At 33.6% G+C, this 20,688-nt stretch carries 18 protein-coding genes; 12 read left to right on the top strand and 6 right to left on the bottom strand.

The window, feature by feature from the left end:
• Positions 1–23: 23 nt before the first annotated feature.
• Positions 24–1,583 (bottom strand): FMN-binding glutamate synthase family protein, encoded by a 1,560-nt coding sequence (locus FGF67_RS02745; RefSeq protein WP_139694937.1) that lies wholly within the window; start codon positions 1,581–1,583, stop codon positions 24–26.
• Positions 1,584–1,665: 82 nt separating this feature from the next.
• On the opposite strand from FGF67_RS02745, the gene FGF67_RS02740 reads away from it, so the two are divergent.
• The 3 genes from FGF67_RS02740 to FGF67_RS02730 all read left to right on the top strand — a co-directional run bounded on the left by FGF67_RS02740 (position 1,666) and on the right by FGF67_RS02730 (position 6,398).
• Entirely contained in the window at positions 1,666–3,216 is a 1,551-nt protein-coding gene (locus FGF67_RS02740; protein ID WP_139694936.1) for a hypothetical protein, read from the top strand.
• 79 nt (positions 3,217–3,295) lie between these two features.
• A complete protein-coding gene (locus FGF67_RS02735; protein WP_139694935.1) occupies positions 3,296–5,629 on the top strand; it encodes an ATP-dependent helicase in 2,334 nt (777 codons plus the stop codon).
• 148 nt (positions 5,630–5,777) lie between these two features.
• Positions 5,778–6,398 (top strand): L-threonylcarbamoyladenylate synthase, encoded by a 621-nt coding sequence (locus FGF67_RS02730; protein WP_139694934.1) that lies wholly within the window; start codon positions 5,778–5,780, stop codon positions 6,396–6,398.
• 83 nt (positions 6,399–6,481) lie between these two features.
• Here FGF67_RS02730 and FGF67_RS02725 read toward each other — a convergent pair whose 3' ends face one another.
• The 3 genes from FGF67_RS02725 to FGF67_RS02715 form a co-directional block, all read right to left on the bottom strand.
• Positions 6,482–7,321, bottom strand: coding sequence for an OmpA/MotB family protein (locus tag FGF67_RS02725; RefSeq protein WP_139694933.1), 840 nt, complete (start codon positions 7,319–7,321; stop codon positions 6,482–6,484).
• 94 nt (positions 7,322–7,415) lie between these two features.
• Positions 7,416–8,405 (bottom strand): glycosyltransferase family 2 protein, encoded by a 990-nt coding sequence (locus FGF67_RS02720; RefSeq protein WP_139694932.1) that lies wholly within the window; start codon positions 8,403–8,405, stop codon positions 7,416–7,418.
• Positions 8,402–8,848, bottom strand: coding sequence for a type I restriction enzyme HsdR N-terminal domain-containing protein (locus FGF67_RS02715; RefSeq protein WP_139694931.1), 447 nt, complete (start codon positions 8,846–8,848; stop codon positions 8,402–8,404). Before FGF67_RS02715 ends, FGF67_RS02720 begins: the two co-directional genes overlap by 4 nt.
• A gap of 88 nt (positions 8,849–8,936) precedes the next feature.
• Between FGF67_RS02715 and holA the strand changes: the two genes are divergently transcribed.
• The 9 genes from holA to sppA all read left to right on the top strand — a co-directional run bounded on the left by holA (position 8,937) and on the right by sppA (position 18,493).
• A complete protein-coding gene (gene holA, locus FGF67_RS02710; protein ID WP_139694930.1) occupies positions 8,937–9,941 on the top strand; it encodes a DNA polymerase III subunit delta in 1,005 nt (334 codons plus the stop codon).
• 13 nt (positions 9,942–9,954) lie between these two features.
• Positions 9,955–10,620: a uracil-DNA glycosylase gene (locus FGF67_RS02705; RefSeq protein ID WP_139694929.1), complete on the top strand. Its 666-nt coding sequence runs from the start codon at positions 9,955–9,957 to the stop codon at positions 10,618–10,620.
• Between the two features lie 527 nt (positions 10,621–11,147).
• Positions 11,148–11,987, top strand: coding sequence for a 1,4-dihydroxy-2-naphthoyl-CoA synthase (locus tag FGF67_RS02700; protein WP_139694928.1), 840 nt, complete (start codon positions 11,148–11,150; stop codon positions 11,985–11,987).
• Positions 11,987–12,889, top strand: coding sequence for a 1,4-dihydroxy-2-naphthoate octaprenyltransferase (gene menA / locus FGF67_RS02695; RefSeq protein WP_199240641.1), 903 nt, complete (start codon positions 11,987–11,989; stop codon positions 12,887–12,889). The genes FGF67_RS02700 and menA overlap by 1 nt, the downstream gene beginning before the upstream one ends.
• Positions 12,890–12,925: 36 nt before the next feature.
• Positions 12,926–13,603, top strand: a complete 678-nt coding sequence (locus FGF67_RS02690; RefSeq protein WP_139694926.1) for a metal-dependent hydrolase — start codon at positions 12,926–12,928, stop codon at positions 13,601–13,603.
• On the top strand, positions 13,604–14,641 hold the full coding sequence (locus FGF67_RS02685) for an o-succinylbenzoate synthase (protein WP_139694925.1): 1,038 nt from the start codon (positions 13,604–13,606) through the stop codon (positions 14,639–14,641).
• Positions 14,642–14,643: 2 nt separating this feature from the next.
• A complete protein-coding gene (locus FGF67_RS02680) occupies positions 14,644–15,600 on the top strand; it encodes a CPBP family intramembrane glutamic endopeptidase (RefSeq protein ID WP_139694924.1) in 957 nt (318 codons plus the stop codon).
• Positions 15,601–15,613: 13 nt separating this feature from the next.
• Positions 15,614–16,684 carry an AMP-binding protein gene (locus FGF67_RS02675; protein WP_139694923.1) on the top strand — a complete coding sequence of 357 codons (1,071 nt, stop codon included), beginning with the start codon at positions 15,614–15,616 and terminating at the stop codon, positions 16,682–16,684.
• 45 nt (positions 16,685–16,729) lie between these two features.
• Positions 16,730–18,493, top strand: coding sequence for a signal peptide peptidase SppA (sppA, locus tag FGF67_RS02670; RefSeq protein ID WP_139694922.1), 1,764 nt, complete (start codon positions 16,730–16,732; stop codon positions 18,491–18,493).
• 42 nt (positions 18,494–18,535) lie between these two features.
• Here sppA and FGF67_RS02665 read toward each other — a convergent pair whose 3' ends face one another.
• Together FGF67_RS02665 and FGF67_RS02660 are read right to left on the bottom strand one after the other, a co-directional pair.
• Positions 18,536–18,958, bottom strand: a complete 423-nt coding sequence (locus FGF67_RS02665; RefSeq protein WP_139694921.1) for a DoxX family protein — start codon at positions 18,956–18,958, stop codon at positions 18,536–18,538.
• Positions 18,959–19,015: 57 nt separating this feature from the next.
• Positions 19,016–20,659 (bottom strand): acyl-CoA carboxylase subunit beta, encoded by a 1,644-nt coding sequence (locus FGF67_RS02660; protein WP_139694920.1) that lies wholly within the window; start codon positions 20,657–20,659, stop codon positions 19,016–19,018.
• Between the last annotated feature and the right edge of the window lie 29 nt (positions 20,660–20,688).

Genomic DNA, 20,688 nt, shown 5'->3' with positions numbered 1-20,688 from the left:
GACAATGGGTTAAATAGTTTTGGTTAATTTGGATGATAACCCAAATATAAACAATCTTTTAAACTTTGCATGCCATTAAAAGGAACAGGAGTTTTGGTATACATGTATGTTTTGTTCAACTCTTTGGATAAGTTATGATCATCAACATTCATTTCAATGTCCAGCATGGTGAATTGGCACGGGTGTTCATACCCCGCAGCATGTGTTATCTCAATCAATTCTTTTCTAAACGTTTTAAAGTATTGCGCTAGTCGTTCAGATTTTAAGGTAGGGTCAATACCATTTTGCAACCATTTACTTTGTGTTGCAACCCCTGTAGGACATCTGTTTGTATGACAAACTTGAGCCTGAATACAGCCTATGCTCATCATAGCTTCTCGTGCTACATTAATACAATCGGCTCCCATAGCAAAGGCCATAGCAGCTTTGGCAGGAAAACCCAGTTTTCCGCTACCAATAAAACAAATACGCTCGGTAAGTTTTTTTTGTTTGAACAGTTTGTAAAGGTCACTAAACCCATAAACCCAAGGTAGTGACACATGATCGGCAAAACTAGGAGGAGCGGCACCAGTACCGCCTTCACCGCCATCAACGGTAATAAAATCGGGTCCCTTGCCTGTTTTGAGCATAATATCAGCTAATTCATCCCATTGTTCTAATTTGCCAATAGCGGCTTTTATACCCACGGGAAGACCCGTTGCTTCAGCTATTTGTTCAATAAAATAAACCATTTCAGATACGGTTGAAAAGGCTGAATGATTGGGAGGTGATAAAACATCTTTACCTACGTCAACGCCTCTTATGATGGCAATTTCCTTTGTTATTTTTGCACCTGGTAAAACACCTCCCTTACCCGGCTTTGCACCTTGAGATAGCTTAATTTCAATAGCCCGGATAACTGGATTGGCTTTAACTAGTTTTACTAATTTCTTCATAGAAAAAAGTCCATTTTCATCACGTACCCCAAAATATCCTGTTCCAAAATGAAAAATAATATCACCTCCATTACAATGGTATGGTGATAAGCCTCCTTCTCCTGTATTGTGATAAGCACCAGCTATTTTAACCCCTTTATTTAAGGATTCAATTGCTTTTGCGGAAAGCGACCCAAAGCTCATAGCAGATACATTGATAACCGAAGCGGGTCTATAAGGCTTTTTTCTCTTATGAAATGCGCCAATAACTTTAGCACAAGGTAAAAAAGAGTGATCTATTTGATTAGGGTGATTTTGGGGTAATTTAAAAGGCATCATCGCATTATTAATAAAAATATGCTGATGCTCAAAAATATTTCTGTCGGTTCCAAAGCCTTCGTAATTATTTTCTTTTTTAGCAGAGGCATAAATCCAGCTGCGTTCAATACGATTAAAAGGTAATTCTTCTCTATTGTTAGCTACAAAGTATTGACGCATTTCGGGGCCTATACTTTCTAACCAATATCTGAGGTGGCCAACAATTGGATAGTTGTGGCTTATGGTATGTGCTTTCTGGAAAAAAATATCTCGAATAGCAACAAGGGCTAGCATAATAAGAATCCATCCCCACCACGGTAAGCTTGATAAAAAATCTAAAATCGTTTCCATGTAAATGATTTAAAAAGTAAAAGTTAGCTTAAAGGTATTTAAAAACCTTGGTACAATAAAAGTGATTGGCTATATTTATCTTATGAGATTATGGGTAAAGCGGTTATTATTAGTAATAGGGGTGTTACTTGTTATTGGGGTATCGTCAATTCCGATTGCTAATTATTTCCTTGAAAAAAAAATAACAGAGCAACTTTTAGTTTTACCAAATCATATTGAAATTCAGTTTGAAGACCTTGATGCTGATATTTTTTCAAACCATGTAGAACTTAATGATGTAACAATTACTGTACTGGGGCAAGTAACGAACGATACAAATCTTCAAGTGAATTTGAAAAGTATACGTCTTGATGATGTAAATTTCAGAAAACTTCTTTTTGATAAAGATATCGACATGGATCATATTGAATTAAAAAAGCCAGAAATTATTTACTATCACAACAAGGTAGTAGAAAAGGAAGCCTACTTCAAACAGGATAGTGTAGGTATAGTGCAAAGTATTAGTGTTAAGACCGTTTCATTTAAAGAAGGGACTTTCACCATGTTTGATAAAGCGTCAGATTCACTGATGATGTCTTTGAAACAATTTGATTTACAGTTAAATAATGTGCGTAATCAGGTTTATAAAAGGTATAACACGCCCATTTCTTTTGATGATTATAAGTTTTCTGCAAAACATATTTTTATGAATGTAGGTGATTATGAAAATTTTCAAGCGGAAGACTTGTATACCAATAGTCATTCGGCTATTTTAAAAGAAGTTGCGTTCAAAACAAAATATTCAAAAAAACAATTATCACAAATTATAAGGGAAGAACGCGATCATACCACTTTAGGAATAGACTCCATTGTTATTAAGCAATTAGATATCGCATTTAAAAATGATTCTGTTTTCAGTTTTAGTAGTGGAGAAACTAATGTATTTAACCCCAGTTATGTTAGTTACCGAGATAAAACGGTTAGAGATAGTTATAGAGAGAAGTCTTTATATAGTAAAATGTTACGAGATTTAGATTTTTACTTAACCTTAGATACTATTAATATTTTCAATGGGGAAGTAGTTTATGAAGAACGTGTTAATGAGGAAAAAATACCTGGTAGCATTTCATTTGCCGCATTTAATGCTAATATTAAAAATTTCAGTAATACTTACTCGGAAGGAGAACAACTAACAGTTATAGATATTGATACTAAATTTATGGGAGAAGCTTCATTACATGTTAATTGGGGGTTTGATGTGACTGATGACCAAGATGCTTTTCTTTTAAAAGGACAATTAGGTCTACTACATGTAAATAGGGTTAATGAATTTTTAATGCCAAACTTAAAGATTCAATTATCGGGAGTAATGAAAGAAACATATTTTACTATAGATGCTGATAAAAACAGATCTTCTATTGATTTAAAGTCAAATTTTGATCAGCTTAAAGCGGTGGTGTTTCAAAAGAAAAATCGGAAAACCAATAAATTATTGACACCGTTGGCTAATATTTTTATGAAAAAAGATAGTGAGGGCGGATTAGATAAATATTCTGAAGCAGTAAGAGACGGTATTCAGCGCGATAAAACAAAATCTGTGTTTAATTACATTTGGTTAAATATAAAATCAGGGCTTCTTCACTTGAAAAACTAATTTGTTCATAATTATTAGCAAATTCAATTTAGTAAAAGTATAACATTGGTTATTTTCACCTCTTAAAATTGATGATGATTTGGAAAAGTATTTAAGCCAATTAAATGATGCACAATTAGAGCCTACCATTCAAATAGATGGCCCTATGATTGTAATAGCAGGAGCAGGTTCAGGAAAAACAAGAGTGCTTACTTATCGTATTGCGTATATGATGAGTAAGGGTATTGATCCCTTCAATATTTTGTCGTTAACCTTTACCAATAAAGCAGCACGGGAAATGAAAGAACGTATTGCTTCTATTGTGGGGGCTAGTGAGGCTAAAAATTTATGGATGGGTACGTTTCACTCTATTTTCGCTAAAATATTAAGAATTGAATCTGATAAGTTGGGGTATCCAAGTAATTTCACTATTTATGATGCTCAAGATTCAGATAAATTAATAGGCTCTATTATAAGAGAAATGCAGCTTGATAAAGACATTTATAAAGCAAAGCAAGTACGCTCTAGAATATCTTCTTATAAGAATAGCTTAATTACTGTCAGGGCTTATTTTCAAAACCCGGAATTAAAAGAAGCTGATGCTATGGCTAGACGGCCTAGAATGGGTGATATTTACAAAGAGTATGTAGATAGATGTTTTAAGGCTGGAGCTATGGATTTTGATGACTTATTGCTCAAAACCAATGAGTTGCTAACGCGTTTTCCTGAGGTATTGGCAAAATATCAAAATCGTTTTAAATATATTTTGGTTGATGAGTACCAAGATACAAACCACTCACAGTATTTAATTGTTAGAGCGCTTTCAGATAAGTTTCAAAACATTTGTGTGGTAGGTGATGATGCACAAAGTATTTATGCCTTTCGTGGTGCAAACATTAACAATATACTTAATTTTCAAAAAGATTATGATGATGTAAAAGTATTCAGGTTAGAGCAAAATTACCGTTCTACAAAGAATATTGTGAATGCAGCAAACTCTATCATTGATAAAAACCAAACCAAGCTTGATAAAATAGTTTGGACGGCCAATGATGAAGGAGGTAAGGTAATGGTTCATAGATCGCTTACCGATGGTGATGAGGGGCGTTATGTAGCGAGTACTATTTTTGAAACCAAAATGAATCAGCAGCTAAATAATAGTGATTTTGCTATTTTATATAGAACTAATGCACAATCGCGTTCTATTGAAGATGCTTTGCGTAAAAGAGATATCCCTTACCGTATTTACGGCGGGTTGTCTTTTTATCAACGTAAAGAAATAAAAGATGTGTTGTCTTATCTAAGGCTGATTATAAATCCCGCTGATGAGGAAGCTTTAAAACGTGTTATAAACTTCCCGCCAAGAGGTATTGGTCAAACCACTATGGATAAACTTATTGTGGCGGCTAATGGCTATAAGCGAAGCATTTTTGAGGTTATCAAAAATATTGATAAGACCGATATAAGAATGAATGCTGGAACAAAAACTAAGCTTCAAAATTTTGTAACACTGATAGAGAGTTTTCAAGTTATGAATCAGTCTGCCGATGTTTTTGAGTTGGCAGAACATGTTACCAAAAGTAGCGGTCTTATAAGAGAATTTGGAAAAGATGCTACACCTGAAGGGGTTACCAGAATGGAGAATATAGAGGAACTCTTGAATGGTATGAAAGATTTTGTTGAGGGGCAAAAAGAAATAGCTGATGCTACGGGTTCTTTAGCAGAGTTTTTAGAGGATGTAGCCCTAGCTACAGATTTAGATAATGAGAAGGGTGATGAGGATCAGGTGTCACTTATGACCATCCATTTGGCAAAGGGGTTAGAGTTTCCTCATGTGTTTATTGTTGGTTTAGAGGAAGATTTGTTTCCCAGTGCTATGAGTATGAATACTCGCAGTGAACTTGAAGAAGAGCGTCGCCTATTTTATGTGGCGTTAACCAGAGCAGAGAAACAGGCCTATTTAACCTATGCGTTGTCACGATACCGCTGGGGTAAATTGGTAGATTCTGATCCCAGCCGATTTATAGAAGAAATTGACGAGCAATATTTAGAAGTATTAACGCCAGTTGAAGAAAGAAGAATAAACCCGATGCTTTCAGCCGATATTTTTGGTGATGTAGAACCTAATAAGATAAGATATAAACCTGCAAAGCATCCCACATTTAAAAAAACAAAGACAGTAAAAAAAGAACCAGAGAAATACCAAGCACCTACGCAAAAGAACTTAAAACCGGTAACAAAATCTGGAGGAACTACTAATTTATTTGATAACAAACTTGCGGTAGGTAATGTGGTAAAACATATCCGTTTTGGTACGGGTGAAGTGCTAAAAATAGAAGGTGACGGAGGTGATGTTAAGGCAGAAATTAAATTCCAACACGGCGGAGTAAAAAAATTGTTGCTACGGTTTGCAAAGCTAGAGGTGATAGGCTAGTTAACAGGGGGGCTAATGATAAAATATTCAATTTTTTCTAAAAACATAAATATTGTGAGTTCGATATGATATGTGAATAATTACTACGAGTTATCTATCATACCAAAAATAATAGTTATTTTGTACAATTATTGATAATACAGGTAGTATGGCTGAGTTTATTAGAATTTATGAAGAAAATCCAAATCAAAGGGAAATTGATAAGGCTGTTAAAGTACTGAAGCGAGGTGGCTTAATTATATATCCTACAGATACGGTTTATGGTTTAGGTTGTGATATCACTAATATTAAAGCGCTAGATCGTGTGGCGAGAATAAAAGGTGTTAAGCTAGAAAAGGCGAATTTTTCATTTGTTTGCCATGATTTAAGTAATCTGAGCGACTACGTGAAACAGATTGATAATACTGTATTTAAAATTTTGAAACGAGCGTTACCTGGGCCATACACTTTTATTTTACCGGGTTCAAAATCATTGCCAAACCCGTTTAAGAGAAGAAAAACTGTTGGGATAAGAGTACCTAATAATAATATAGCTTTAGATATTGTTAAAACTCTTGGGAATCCTATTATATCAACATCAATACGAGATGATGATGAGGTTTTAGAATACACTACCGATCCTGAGTTAATATTAGAAAAATGGGACAACCTAGTTGATTTGGTAATAGATGGGGGTTATGGTGGCAATGAACCTTCTACAGTGATAGATTTGTCAGACTCCGATCCTTTAGTAGTTAGAGAGGGTAAAGGAAGTTTAGATATTTTTTAAAACTAAAAAGTTAAAATCAGATATAATAAAAAAGCTCAATTTTTTAAAATTGAGCTTTTTTATTATTTGTTAAGAAGTTGTTTTTAGTTCCCTCCTTCTGCAAGATTTTTCATTTCTTTTTCAATCATGTCATAGAATTGATCAATCTTAGGAAGCACAACAATTCTTGTTCTTCTGTTTTTTGCTCTGTTTTCAGCAGTGTCATTATCAACTAACGGTTGGTATTCAGCACGACCGGCAGCAATAAGTTGCTTAGGGTTAACACCTAGGTCTTCTAAAACTCTTACTACAGAAGTAGCACGTTTTACACTTAAATCCCAGTTGTCTAATAAAGGCTCTTTTCTGTAAGGTACATTATCAGTGTGACTTTCTACCATACATTCAAAGTCCGGCTTACTGTTTACTACTTTAGCAACTTTCCCCAAAACTTCTTTTGCTCTAGCAGATACATTGTAACTTCCTGTTTTGAATAATAATTTGTCAGCAATAGATATAAATACTACACCTTTTTCAACATTTACTTCAATATCAGGGTCATTAATACCTACTTCACGCTTTAAGCTTGTAACTAAAGCTAAGGTAACACTGTCTTTTTGAGTTAAAGCATCTTGTAAGCGCGTAATTTTTAATTCTTTTTCCTTAATACTTTCAAGAGTTTTCTCAACATTACTAGCTCCTTTTGCAGAAAGCATAGTTAAGTTGTCATTGCTTTTTCTTAAATCTTCAACTTGTTCTTCTAAAGCTGAAGCTCGTGCCGTAGCAGACGCTCTCTCTTCTAAACAAGAATTTAGTTTAACGGTGGCTGAATTAAGCAAATCTTGAGTTTCTTTTTGTTTTGCTTGAAGATCTGTAAATTGTTTTTTAGATACACATGAACTTAGGAATACCATAGCTGATAAGCTAAGTAATAAAATTTTCTTCATAATTATAATTAAGGATTTAATTTTCAAAAATGTTACACAAAAATATAGAAAAATAAGCAGTTTTTAACATTTTAACAAAACTTTTACTAACGAGTTATAAATCGCTGTATTTTCTTTTGTTATTTACGAAATAGTCTACAATAATGGATGTGCGGTTGTAATATTTTTTTTTGTTTTTTACGGTATGTCTCTGCTTGAGTAATTTAGGGAAATGACTATAAAAACTAAAGTGAGCTTTAATAATGGCTAGGGTATGTTTTGGTTTGAGATTAAAAAGAAATTTTAAGCCAGCAACGCCATCTAAAATCAATCGGATTAATATGAGTTTAAAAAGAAGGCCTCGTGCATTTTTTGTAAGTGTGAACAAACTATTTCTAAAATTCAGAAATGTTTTTTTAGGGTTTTGATCATTAAGTGTAGCGCCACCAACGTGATAAACCACAGAATCATGAATATACCAAATATGATATCCTTTATTTATGGCTCTCCAACACAGGTCAATTTCTTCCATATGGGCGAAAAAAGATTCATCAAACCCATTCAAGTGCTCAAAAACCCTCTTTTTGATGAATAAACATGCTCCAGAAGCCCAAAAAATCTGAGAATTATCATCATACTGGCCATAATCTGCTTCAACAGTATTAAAAATTCTGCCTCTGCAATAAGGATAGCCATATTGGTCTATAAAACCACCTGCAGCACCCGCATATTCAAAGTATTGTTTGTTTTTATAATCTAATATTTTGGGTTGTATAATGTCTGTTTCTTTGTGATTTTTAAATCGAGACAAAATGGGTTTTAACCAGTTTTTAGTTACTTCAATATCACTATTAAGTAAGCAAAAAATATCTCCATTAATTTGTTTTAAGGCATCGTTATATCCTTTGGCGTACCCTCCATTTTCTTTATTTTGAATAATGCTTACAGAAGGAAAAGTTTGTTTTATATATGCTATAGAATCATCCGTAGAGGCATTGTCAGCAATATAAATGTCAGCTTCTTGTGAATAATTGACTACTGAAGGTAAAAACTGTTCAAGAAGTTTTTTACCATTCCAATTTAATATGACAACCGCTATATTCATGTTTTATAGTCAGGGATTTCTCTTAAGAATTGATAACGTTCGTTTTTAAAATCCATTTGACAATAATAATGATTTATTCCATTGGTGACCATTAAATAGCTCGCGTTTAATTCCATGTTGTATTGTGCTATCTGGTCAAAAGTATCTTGACTTATTTTAATGGTTGGAGCTTTGCACTCTATAACCAAATGTATACTGCCATCTGTGTTAAAAACAACAATATCATAACGTTTTTTTAAGGAGTTTATTTTTAGCTCTTTTTCAATATTTATGAGGGATTCAGGATATCCTTTTTCCTCAATTAAAAATTTAATACAATGCTGTCTTACCCATTCTTCGGGTTGTAAAATCACAAATTTTTTGCGAATAGTATCAAATATGGATACTTTATTTTCGCTATTTTTGAATCGAAATGAATACTTTGAAAAATTGAGTTCTGTCAATGGTTTTATTTAATCTTCAAAGTTAAATTTCTTTTATAAAAGAACAAATAATCAAAGTGATGCTTTGATTGTAAATAGATGATTGTAATTGGACGATGTAAAACAGCTAGTTGCTGAAATAAAAAAAAGAAACTTTAAACCCATTTATTTCTTAATGGGAGAGGAGCCATACTATATAGACAAGATATCTGATTTAATTGAAGATTCTGTCCTTTCAGAAGAAGAAAGAGGCTTTAACCAAATGGTTTTGTATGGCAGAGATGTGTCTGTTGAAGATATTGTTAGTAGTGCCAAACGTTTTCCTATGATGGCTGAATACCAAGTGGTTATGGTAAAAGAAGCACAAGATTTAGCAAGATCTATAGAGAAATTATCAAAATATGCCGAAAACCCGCAGCCTACTACCATATTGGTTGTGAACTATAAATATAAAAAAATAGATAAACGAAAGTCGCTTTATAAAGCCATAAATAAAATTGGGGTTGTGTATGAAAGCAAGAAGCTTTATGAAAATCAAGTGGCTGATTGGATTCGACGGGTTTTATCTCCAAGAAAATATACTATAACACCTAAGGCAGCACAAATGCTTGTTGAGTTTTTAGGAACCGATTTAAGCAAAATCAATAATGAATTAGAAAAATTACAGATTATTTTACCCGAGAACACGCAAATATCCCCAGAACATATTGAAGAAAATATAGGGATTAGTAAAGATTATAATAATTTTGAGTTACGAAAAGCAATTGGTGAACGCAATAGTATCAAAGCGTATAAAATTGTGAATTATTTTGGAGACAACCCGAAAGATAATCCTATGGTGGTTACGGTTTCCCTGCTCTTTAATTTTTTTTCACAGTTATTACATTTTCATGGCTTGCAGGACAAGTCACCCAGGCATGTGGCATCAGCTTTAAAAATTAACCCTTACTTTGTGAATGAATATGTTTCTGCTGCGCGTAATTACCCGATGAAAAAAGTAAGTACTGTAGTGGCTACCTTACGGGATTTTGACTTAAAAAGTAAAGGGGTAGGTGCTAATTCTGTGTCTCAAGGCGACTTATTAAAAGAATTATTAGTTAAAATTCTTAATTAAAGAAACAAAAGTTATGGATGTTAAAATACATGAAAGCTGGAAGCCATACTTAAAGGAAGAATTTGAAAAGAAATATTTTGACGATTTAGTTGTTTTTGTAAAAGAAGAGTATCAAAAACACACCTGTTTTCCTTCTGGGGATGAAATTTTTAATGCATTTAACTATTGCCATTTTAATGATGTAAAAGTGGTTATCATAGGGCAAGATCCTTATCATGGTTACGGACAAGCAAATGGGTTATGTTTTTCGGTGCATGATAATGTAGCTCATCCACCTTCATTGATAAATATTTTTAAAGAAATAGAAACAGATAGAGGTGTACCATATCCTAAAAGTGGTGATTTGTCAAGGTGGGCAAAACAAGGGGTATTACTTTTGAATGCAACGTTAACGGTAAGAGCACATCAGGCAGGAAGCCATCAAAATAAAGGATGGGAGCAATTCACAGATGCTGTAATTCAATTAATCAACGAAAAGCACCACAATATTGTGTTTTTGCTTTGGGGAGGATTTGCAAAGAAAAAATCTAAGTTTATTGATTCTAAGAAGCACCAAATATTAACTTCAGGCCATCCATCGCCTTTAAGCGCTAACAGAGGGTATTGGTTTGGTAATAAATGTTTTAGTGCAACAAATAATTATCTGGAGCATATTGGCATAACACCCATAGAATGGTAAGTCTTTTTGTGATTAAATAAGTTGCCTAATTTTAACTTCCAGTAGGAGCTAAAGTTGGTAACGTTTTAATTTTTTCATCAGATTTTAAGATAACAGGTTTTTTACCTTCCTTAGAAGTTTTTAAAACTTTATTTGTGCTAAACTTTAAAAGAAGAAAGTTAACACACACTAAGAAGAAAATAATTAGAGTAATAGTCGTTAACATAGGCATTGGGGGATACTTTAATTAATAGCTTTAGTACAAATATAATAAATAAAGTACTACAAATTTGTACGTAGAAGCACTTATTTTTTTATTTTGAGTATTTCTTGTTTTTTGTATACAATGCCTGTTTAATTTGCAAAATATTAACATCTTAACAAGAAGTATTCATTTATGTTAATTTAATTTATAGTAATTAAAGTATAAGATTAGAGTGTTTTATAGCTGAAAGTGAAGGAATATATTACAAAACAAATGATATTTTTAAATTATCAAAATATGAATTTTCTAGAAATAAAATTTATTTTTGAGCAAAATTACAAACATGAAAGAACCTAATTGGGTTACCGTAAAAGATTATGAAGACATCACTTACAGAAAGTGTGATGGTGTTGCAAGAATTGCTTTTAATCGTCCTAATGTAAGAAATGCATTCCGACCAAAAACAACAAGTGAATTATATGACGCATTTTATGATGCTAATGAGGATGTAAACATAGGAGTTGTTTTATTGTCTGCAGAAGGCCCTTCTACAAAAGATGGTGTGTATTCCTTTTGTAGTGGTGGAGATCAAAAAGCACGGGGTCATCAAGGTTATGTAGGTGAAGACGGCTATCACAGATTAAATATTTTAGAGGTGCAACGCTTAATTAGGTTTATGCCAAAGGCTGTTATAGCAGTGGTTCCTGGTTGGGCTGTAGGAGGCGGGCATAGTTTGCATGTAGTCTGTGATTTAACATTGGCAAGTAAGGAATATGCTATTTTTAAACAAACAGATGCCGATGTAACGAGTTTTGATGGAGGTTATGGTTCAGCTTATTTAGCAAAAATGGTTGGGCAGAAAAAGGCAAGAGAAATATTTTTCTTAGGAAGAAATTATTCGGCGCAAGAAGCGTTTGAAATGGGAATGGTAAATGCAGTTATACCACATGAAGAGTTAGAGATTACTGCCTTTCAATGGGCTCAAGAAATATTAGCAAAATCACCAACATCAATAAAAATGTTAAAATTTGCCATGAACCTAACTGATGATGGTATGGTTGGGCAACAAGTGTTTGCAGGAGAAGCAACACGATTAGCTTATATGACAGAAGAAGCAAAAGAAGGTAGAAACGCATTTTTAGAGAAGCGTAAGCCTAATTTTGAAAAAAAATGGATTCCATAATGGAGAAATTTTCTACGTGGATTTCTGCCATGCGTTTAAGGACGCTTCCATTATCTATATCGGGAATCATACTGGCTGCTTGTTTAGCTGAATATAACGGTTATTTTAATTGGTCTATTTTTACTTTGGCTATCTTAACCACGTTAAGTTTTCAAATATTATCAAACTTGGCCAATGATTATGGCGACGGCGTAAAAGGAACGGATAATAATGATAGAGTAGGACCAGAAAGAGCTATTCAGTCAGGTAAAATATCTCCCGAAGAGTTATTTAATGCTATTAAAATTAATGTGCTAATTTCAATTGCTTTAGCCTGTTTTCTTATTTTTAAAGCTTTTGGGGTTAAGTATTTTTGGTTGACTTTAATCTTCTTCATTCTGGGCATTATGTCTATTGTGGCAGCAATCCGCTATACCGTTGGTGGCGGAGCTTATGGTTACAAAGGATTTGGAGATATTTTTGTGTTTATTTTCTTTGGAGGGGTAAGTGTAGCAGGGTGTTATGTTTTGTTTGCTAAAACTATTGATCATGTGGTATTTTTACCAGCCTTGTCCATTGGGTTGTTAAGTACCGCTGTACTGAATTTAAATAATATGAGAGATCGTGTGCCAGACGCTAAATCAAATAAAATGACTCTAGCAGTAAAATTAGGGGAGCATGGTGCAAAAAACTATCATTATATCTTAGTGGGATTAGCCATTGTTTTTTCGGCTTTATTCGGCATTTTATACTACACTTCTGTGTTTAATTTTATCTATTTAGTGACTTATATACCGCTCATAATTCACCTAAAAAAAGTTAGATATAATGAGAATCCAAGGGATTTAGATCCTGAATTAAAAAAACTAGCGTTAACTACAGTTTTATTGGCAGTATTGATGGGTATTGGGCATTTATTGTAGAATTTTTTCGTAATTTCATGGCTTAAAAGTTTAACTATGAAAATTACATTTTATGGTCATGCTAGCTTAGGGATTGAAGTTAATAATGTGAACATTTTAGTAGATCCATTTATTTCAGCAAACTCCAAAGCGTCTCATATAAATATAGATGAATTAGCAGCAGATTTTATCTTAGTAACGCACGCTCATCAAGATCATATTGTAGATGTAGAATCTATTGCGAAAAGAACAGGTGCTATTGTTATTTCAAATTTTGAAATCGTATCGCATTACGAAAAGCTTGGTATTGATGGCCACCCAATGAACCACGGTGGAAAATGGGATTTTGAATTTGGCACCGTTAAATATGTGAATGCCATTCATACATCTTCATTTCCTGATGGTAGTTATGGCGGGCAGCCAGGAGGTTTTGTTATTGAAGGAGAGCACAAAAATATTTATATAGCAGGAGATACGGCTTTAACTTATGATATGAAATTAATTCCGCTTCAAACCCAATTAGATTTAGCCATTCTACCCATTGGAGATAACTTTACCATGGGGGTTGATGACGCCATTGTAGCTAGTGATTTTGTTAATTGCGACAAAGTTTTAGGGTATCACTATGATACATTTGGGTATATTGAAATAGATCATAAAGAAGCGAAACAAAAATTCTTCGAAAAAAATAAAGATTTAATGCTTCTTGAAATTGGTGAATTTATTGAATTGTAGATGATAAAAGCATTTTTTAAAAAGTACGTTTTAAAATTCAAACAAGCAAGTGGTACATCACGTGGAATTTTAAAAACGAAAGAAACGTATTTTTTAATTTTAGAAGAAAATTCAAATCAAGGTATAGGGGAGTGTGGACTATTTAAAGGGCTTTCTATTGATGATAGGCCAGATTATGAAGCTAAATTACAATGGGTTTGTGCCAATATAAATCTAGGAAAAGAGGTTTTATTACACGAACTAAACCAGTATCCAAGTATACAATTTGGTTTAGAAATAGCCTTTAAATCTTTGGTTAGTCACAATCCGTTTAATCTATTCGCCTCAAATTTTGTAAAAGGAAAGGCTTCAATTCCTATAAATGGGTTAATTTGGATGGGGCATGAAGATTTTATGAGGCAGCAGATTCAAGAGAAAATAGCTTCTGGTTTTACGTGTATTAAAATGAAAATAGGAGCTATTGATTTTAATACCGAAGTGAAGTTACTTAAATCTATCCGAAAACAATTTTCTTCCAAGGATATTGAACTAAGAGTTGATGCCAATGGCGCATTTTTACCATCAGAAGCTCTTAGTAAGTTAGAAATTCTATCCAAACTAGATTTACATTCTATTGAACAACCTATAAAACAGGGCCATATTCAAGAGATGGCAAAATTATGTAAAGAAACGCCCTTACCTGTAGCTCTAGATGAAGAGTTGATAGGCGTGTTCAATAGGGAAGAAAAACAGCAGCTTTTACAAGAAATAAAGCCTCAATATATTATATTGAAGCCCAGTTTAGTTGGAGGTTTTAAAGGAAGTAATGAGTGGATAGAACAAGCTGAAGACCTTAATATAGAATGGTGGATAACAAGCGCCTTAGAAAGTAATGTAGGGCTTAATGCTATTGCTCAATATACCTTTACAAAAATTAATGATTTGCCACAAGGTCTAGGTACCGGGGCATTGTTTACTAATAATTTTGATAGTCCTTTATATGTTGAAAAAGGAACCTTAAAATATAACACACATTTAAACTGGAATTTTAATTTATAACTATGTATATAGCTCAAGCATACAAAGGATTGCATGATTCATGGCGTTATTTAGTAGGTGTTGTAATTATCTTTTTTGCATGGCAATTTATAGGTGCCATTCCGTTAGGCGGAGCGGTAACAATAAAAATGTATCTGGTAAAGGATTTAGATAAAATACCATCAGATTTATCAGGGATTATAGAATTACTAGGAAGCAATTTATTTTTGTTTTTAATGCTACTATCATTTGTTGTAGGTTTAGTGGCTGTGCTATTAACAACAAAGTTATTACATAAGCAATCTATTGTTAGCCTTACAACCGCCAGAAATAAGATAGATTGGAAACGCTTTTGGTTCATATTTATACTTTGGGGAGTGGTTTCTAGTAGTTTTGTATTGGTTGATTACTTTTTTTATTCCCCAGATGATTTTGAACTTAACTTTAACCTAGTTCCATTTTTAATTCTATGTGTTATAGGTATTTTATTAATTCCTTTGCAAACTAGTTTTGAAGAGTACTTTTTTAGAGGTTACTTAATGCAAGGATTAGGTGTACTTTTTCAAAATAAATGGGCGCCATTAATCATCACATCTATAGGCTTTGGTGTTATGCATATTTTTAACCCAGAAGTAAGTAAACTTGGGTATATTATAATGGTATATTACATTGGTACAGGCCTATTTCTTGGTATCCTAACTTTAATGGATGACGGACTTGAACTAGCCCTTGGTTTTCATGCCGCAAATAATTTATTTACAGCACTTTTAGTTACGGCAGACTGGACGGCTTTTCAAACACATTCTATTTTAAAAGATTTGTCCGATCCTACAGAAATGGTATTAATGGATATTCTAATACCTGTTTTTGTGGTATTCCCAATATTGTTATTTGTGCTTTCAAAAAAATATAATTGGACCAACTGGAAAGAGAAACTCTTAGGAAAGGTTGTGAGTCCAAACAATACTATAGATCATTAAAATCAAATAAGCTATGACGCCCAATTACACAAACGTTCACTTAAAATTTAAGTTAGATAATGTAAGTTATAACCATGATGACCTTATGGAGGTTGCCTACAGTTTTGTAAAAGAAGGATTGCCTTACCAGCAAGAATTAGGAAATTTTTTATTAGACTGGTTAGATGATAAAGACCATATTGTGGTTCAAACTTCTGGTTCTACTGGAAAGCCAAAAAGGTTAAAAATTAAAAAGCAGGCTATGGTAAATTCTGCCATAGTTACGGGTGATTTTTTCAATTTAAAGCCTGGTGATAAAGTTTTACACTGCTTACCGTCAAATTTCATAGCAGGAAAAATGATGATTGTTAGAGCCATCATTTTAGGTTTAGAACTTGATATGATTAGGCCTGCCGGTCTTCCGCAAATTGATTATGAAAAAGATTATGCATTTTGTGCTTTTACACCTATGCAATTAAAAAACTTTGCTAGATATCTAAAGAAAATAAAAACGGTTATAGTTGGAGGAGGACAAGTTTCCGCTCCAATTATTGAAATGATAAAGGATAAAAAGCCTAATATCTATGAAACATATGGCATGACAGAGACTGTGTCGCATATCGCAGTAAAAAAACTTAATAATTTTACAGAAGAGGACAAGGTTGGTTATTTTAAAACATTGCCAAATATTACGGTTTCAAAAGATGATCGTGGCTGTTTGTTGATTGAGGCACCTCATATTGCAAACAAAAAAATAGTGACAAATGATTTGGTTGAAGTGCATTCAGATACAACTTTTGAATGGTTAGGACGTATTGATAACCTCGTTAATTCTGGAGGTATCAAATTGGTTCCGGAAACTATTGAAAAGAAATTACAGAGTAAAATAGCAGGAGAATTTTTTATTACGTCTAAACCAGATGATACTTTGGGGCAGAAATTAGTACTTATTTTAGAAGGAGATGCAAATAAACTAGATCAATCTGTTTTTGATGTGCTTGGTAAATATGAAAAACCTAAAGAAATTATTTCAATACCAAAATTTGTTGAAACCTCATCTGGCAAAATTCATAGAAAGAAAACCTTAGAATTATTAGCCAATTAATTGTAACAATTAAGGTTTTTACACAACTGATAGGAAATTAAATATATGAACTTTTTTAAACGTGTTTTGTCTACACTAACAGGGCTGATTCTGTTTTTTGTTATTTGTTTTTTCGGACTCATTATTCTTGGAGTCGTTTTAGGCTCGGGCGCTGAAAAAACCATTCAAGTTAAACCTAATACTGTTTTAGATTTAACTTTAGATTTTCCAATTCAAGATTATGCAGGAAAAGTTGAATTTAAAGAATATACCTTTTTAAATGAGCATAGAAAAGACGGCCTGTTTAATATCATTGACGCCATAAATTATGCCGCTTTTGATGATAAAATAAAAGGCATATCTATAGATAACAACTTTGTAAACGCAGGCGTTTCACAACTTAAAGAGTTAAGAAGAGCTTTGTTGAAATTTAAAGAATCTGGCAAGTTTGTGTTGGCTTATGCAGATGTGTTTACTCAAAAGGATTATTATTTAAGTTCTGTTGCAGATACTATTTATATGAGCCCCGCAGGTTTAATGGAGTTTAAAGGATTGTATTCAGAGCGACTGTATTTTAAAGATTTTCAAGAGAAAACAGGTTTAAAAATGGAGGTTGTAAGGCATGGAAAATATAAAAGTGCAGTAGAACCATTTTTAAGTAATGAAATGAGTGAAAATAACCGTGAACAAATTTCAGTGTATCTCAATTCGTTATGGAGTGAAATCAAGAAAGAGATTTCGGAGAGTAGACATGTTTCTGTAGAGAGATTAGATATTATAGCAGATAGTTTATTGGCTCGAAATCCACATTTAGCTCTTGAATCAAAATTGATTGATAAAATTGTGTATCATGATCAATATGTTGATGTGATGAAAGCTGCTTCAGGTCTAACAAAATCTGATGATCTAAAGTATATTAAAATTAAAGATTATGCCGAATACGCTTCAACTAATGTGAAAAATTATAGCACTAAAAATAAAATTGCCGTAATTTTTGCTGAAGGTGAAATCATTTATGGAGAAGGTGATGTTGGTGTTGTGGGCCAGGGTGCTATAAATAAATCATTAAAAAAAGCAAGGGAAGATGATCGGGTAAAAGCGGTTGTTTTGAGAATTAATTCTCCAGGAGGAAGCGCTTTGGCTAGTGAGTTAATTTGGCGTGAAGTAGCACTTACTAAAAAGGTAAAACCTGTGGTTGTATCTATGGGAAATATGGCAGCATCTGGCGGGTATTATATAGCCTGTAACGCCGATAAAATAATTGCAGAATCCACAACTATAACAGGAAGCATTGGTGTGTTTGGTGTTTTGCCAAATGTAGAGCAACTGGCTCGTAACATGGGTATTAATGCAGAACAGGTAACTACCAATCAAAATGCGGTTACTTATAGTTTGTTTGAGCCATTAAATGAAACACAGCGTCAGTTTATCCAAGAAGGTGTTTTAGATGTTTATGAGTTGTTTATAGATCGGGTGTCAGCAGGTAGACAGCTTACTAAAGATCAAGTTGAAGCTATCGCTCAGGGTCGGGTTTGGACGGGAGTTGATGCTGTAAATCATGGTTTGGTAGATGCGCTTGGCGGATTGGATGTAGCCTTAAATGAAGCGGCTAGAGCGGCCAAAATTGAAGATTACAGAATAAAAGAGTTTCCTGTTTTTGAGAAAAATCTTGATAAAATATTGGAACAATTTGGAATAGTTAAAGCGAAAGAAACGATATTGAAAGAAGAACTAGGCGAAGAAAATTATAAGATTCTTAAAGAAATTAAATCGCTATCTAAAAAGAAAGGCGTTCAGTTACTATTTCCTTTTAGTACAGAAATAAAATAAGATATTAGTTTTGGACAAAAAAGCGACCAATGGTCGCTTTTTTTATTGCTGCATTTTAAAATAATAATCGGCGGAGTGTTTCCCAGAACCATAGGCTAAAAAGAAGGCACACACAAAAAGTGTAATTAAAGCCATAATAAGGTTTCCAGTATTCATTTCTCCTGCAAAGTTGATAACAACAGCACCAATGATTACGGGTAGTTGCGCTAAAATGGCCCATCTGGTAAGTAGTCCAAAAGCAATTAGAATACCTCCAATAAAATGAGCTGGTGCTACATAGTGGATAATAATCATACCGCCTGCCATATTTTGAAATGGTTCAAAAAGTTTCATGAGCATTTCAGAATTTGCCATGAAATTGATGCCTTTAAAAAAAAGAAAAACACCTAAAGCGATGCGTACTAAATCAAGGGGAATGTACGTGTGTGCATTCGCCCATTTGTTTAATGTTTTTATAGTTCCCATGATTGAAAGGTTTGATTTTCAATCAATAAGTTACAATTTTTTAATGAGATTTAAAAGTTAAACTTGAAGTACACCCAAATTAAAGGGTTTTTGAATAGGGGCGTGGTTAGCCGCTTCAATCCCCATACTAATCCATTTTCTTGTATCTAGAGGATCTATAATGGCATCTGTCCACAATCTTGCAGCAGCATAATAAGGAGATACCTGATTATCATAACGATCTTTAATTTTATTAAATAATGCTTCTTCCTTTTCGGCTGTTATTTTCTCTCCAGACTTTTCTAAAGAGGCTTTTTCAATCTGTAATAGTACTTTAGCCGCAGAATTACCACTCATTACTGCAAGTTCGGCACTTGGCCATGCCACAATTAGTCTTGGATCATAGGCTTTGCCGCACATGGCATAATTACCAGCACCGTAGCTGTTTCCAATAATAATAGTAAATTTAGGCACTACAGAATTACTTACTGCATTTACCATTTTAGCACCATCTTTTATAATGCCGCTATGTTCGCTTTTGCTCCCCACCATAAAGCCTGTTACATCTTGTAAAAAAACTAAAGGAATTTTCTTTTGGTTACAATTAGCTATAAATCGAGTGGCTTTATCCGCACTATCATTGTAAATAACGCCTCCAAACTGCATTTCGGTAGGTTTGGTTTTAGATCCTGTAGTTTTCACCAATTTACGCTGGTTAGCAACAATACCAACAGCCCAGCCGTCTATTCTGGCATAACCTGTAATAATGGTTTGTCCGTAACCTGCTTTATACTCCTCAAAATCAGAATCATCAACCAGTCTGCTAATGATTTGGTACATGTCATATTGATCGGCTCTTGACTTTGGAAGTACACCATAAATGTCTTCTGGATTGTCTTTAGGTTTTTTAGACGGAATTCTGTTAAAACCAGCCTTGTCATAATCGCCAATTTTATCAATAATGTTTTTAATGGTATCTAAGGCGTCTTTATCATCTTTGGCTTTATAATCAGTAACTCCTGAAATTTCGCAATGGGTTGTAGCACCACCTAAAGTTTCATTATCAATATGTTCTCCAATAGCCGCTTTTACCAGATAACTACCAGCTAGAAAAATACTTCCTGTTTTGTCTACAATTAAAGCTTCATCACTCATAATAGGGAGGTAAGCACCGCCAGCAACACAACTGCCCATAACGGCTGCAATTTGTGTAATACCCATACTGCTCATAATCGCATTATTTCTAAAAATACGACCAAAATGTTCTTTATCGGGGAAAATTTCATCTTGAAGAGGTAAATAAACACCAGCCGAATCAACCAAATAAATAATAGGAAGCTTATTTTCAATGGCTATTTCTTGCGCCCGAAGATTCTTTTTACCTGTAATAGGAAACCAAGCACCTGCTTTCACCGTAGCGTCATTAGCCACAACAATACATTGTTTTCCTTTAATGTATCCCATCTTTACCACCACACCTCCGGAGGGGCATCCGCCGTGTTCGGCATACATACCTTCACCAGCAAAAGCACCAATTTCAATAGTTTCAGATTTATCATCCAACAAAAAATCAATACGTTCTCTGGCCGTTAGTTTTCCTTTTTGGTGAAGTTTTTCTATTCTTTTTTTGCCGCCTCCTATACTTACTGTGGCTAGTCTTCTTTTTAACTCTGAAAGGAGGAGTTTATTATGATCTTCGTTTTTATTGAAGTTGATATCCATCTAATTTCAAGTTTTAGGCTAAAGTACAA

Origin of the sequence: Allotamlana fucoidanivorans, assembly GCF_006265225.1 — a bacterium.
Lineage (GTDB): Bacteria > Bacteroidota > Bacteroidia > Flavobacteriales > Flavobacteriaceae > Allotamlana > Allotamlana fucoidanivorans.
This window is presented reverse-complemented; position numbering and strand designations above follow the sequence as displayed.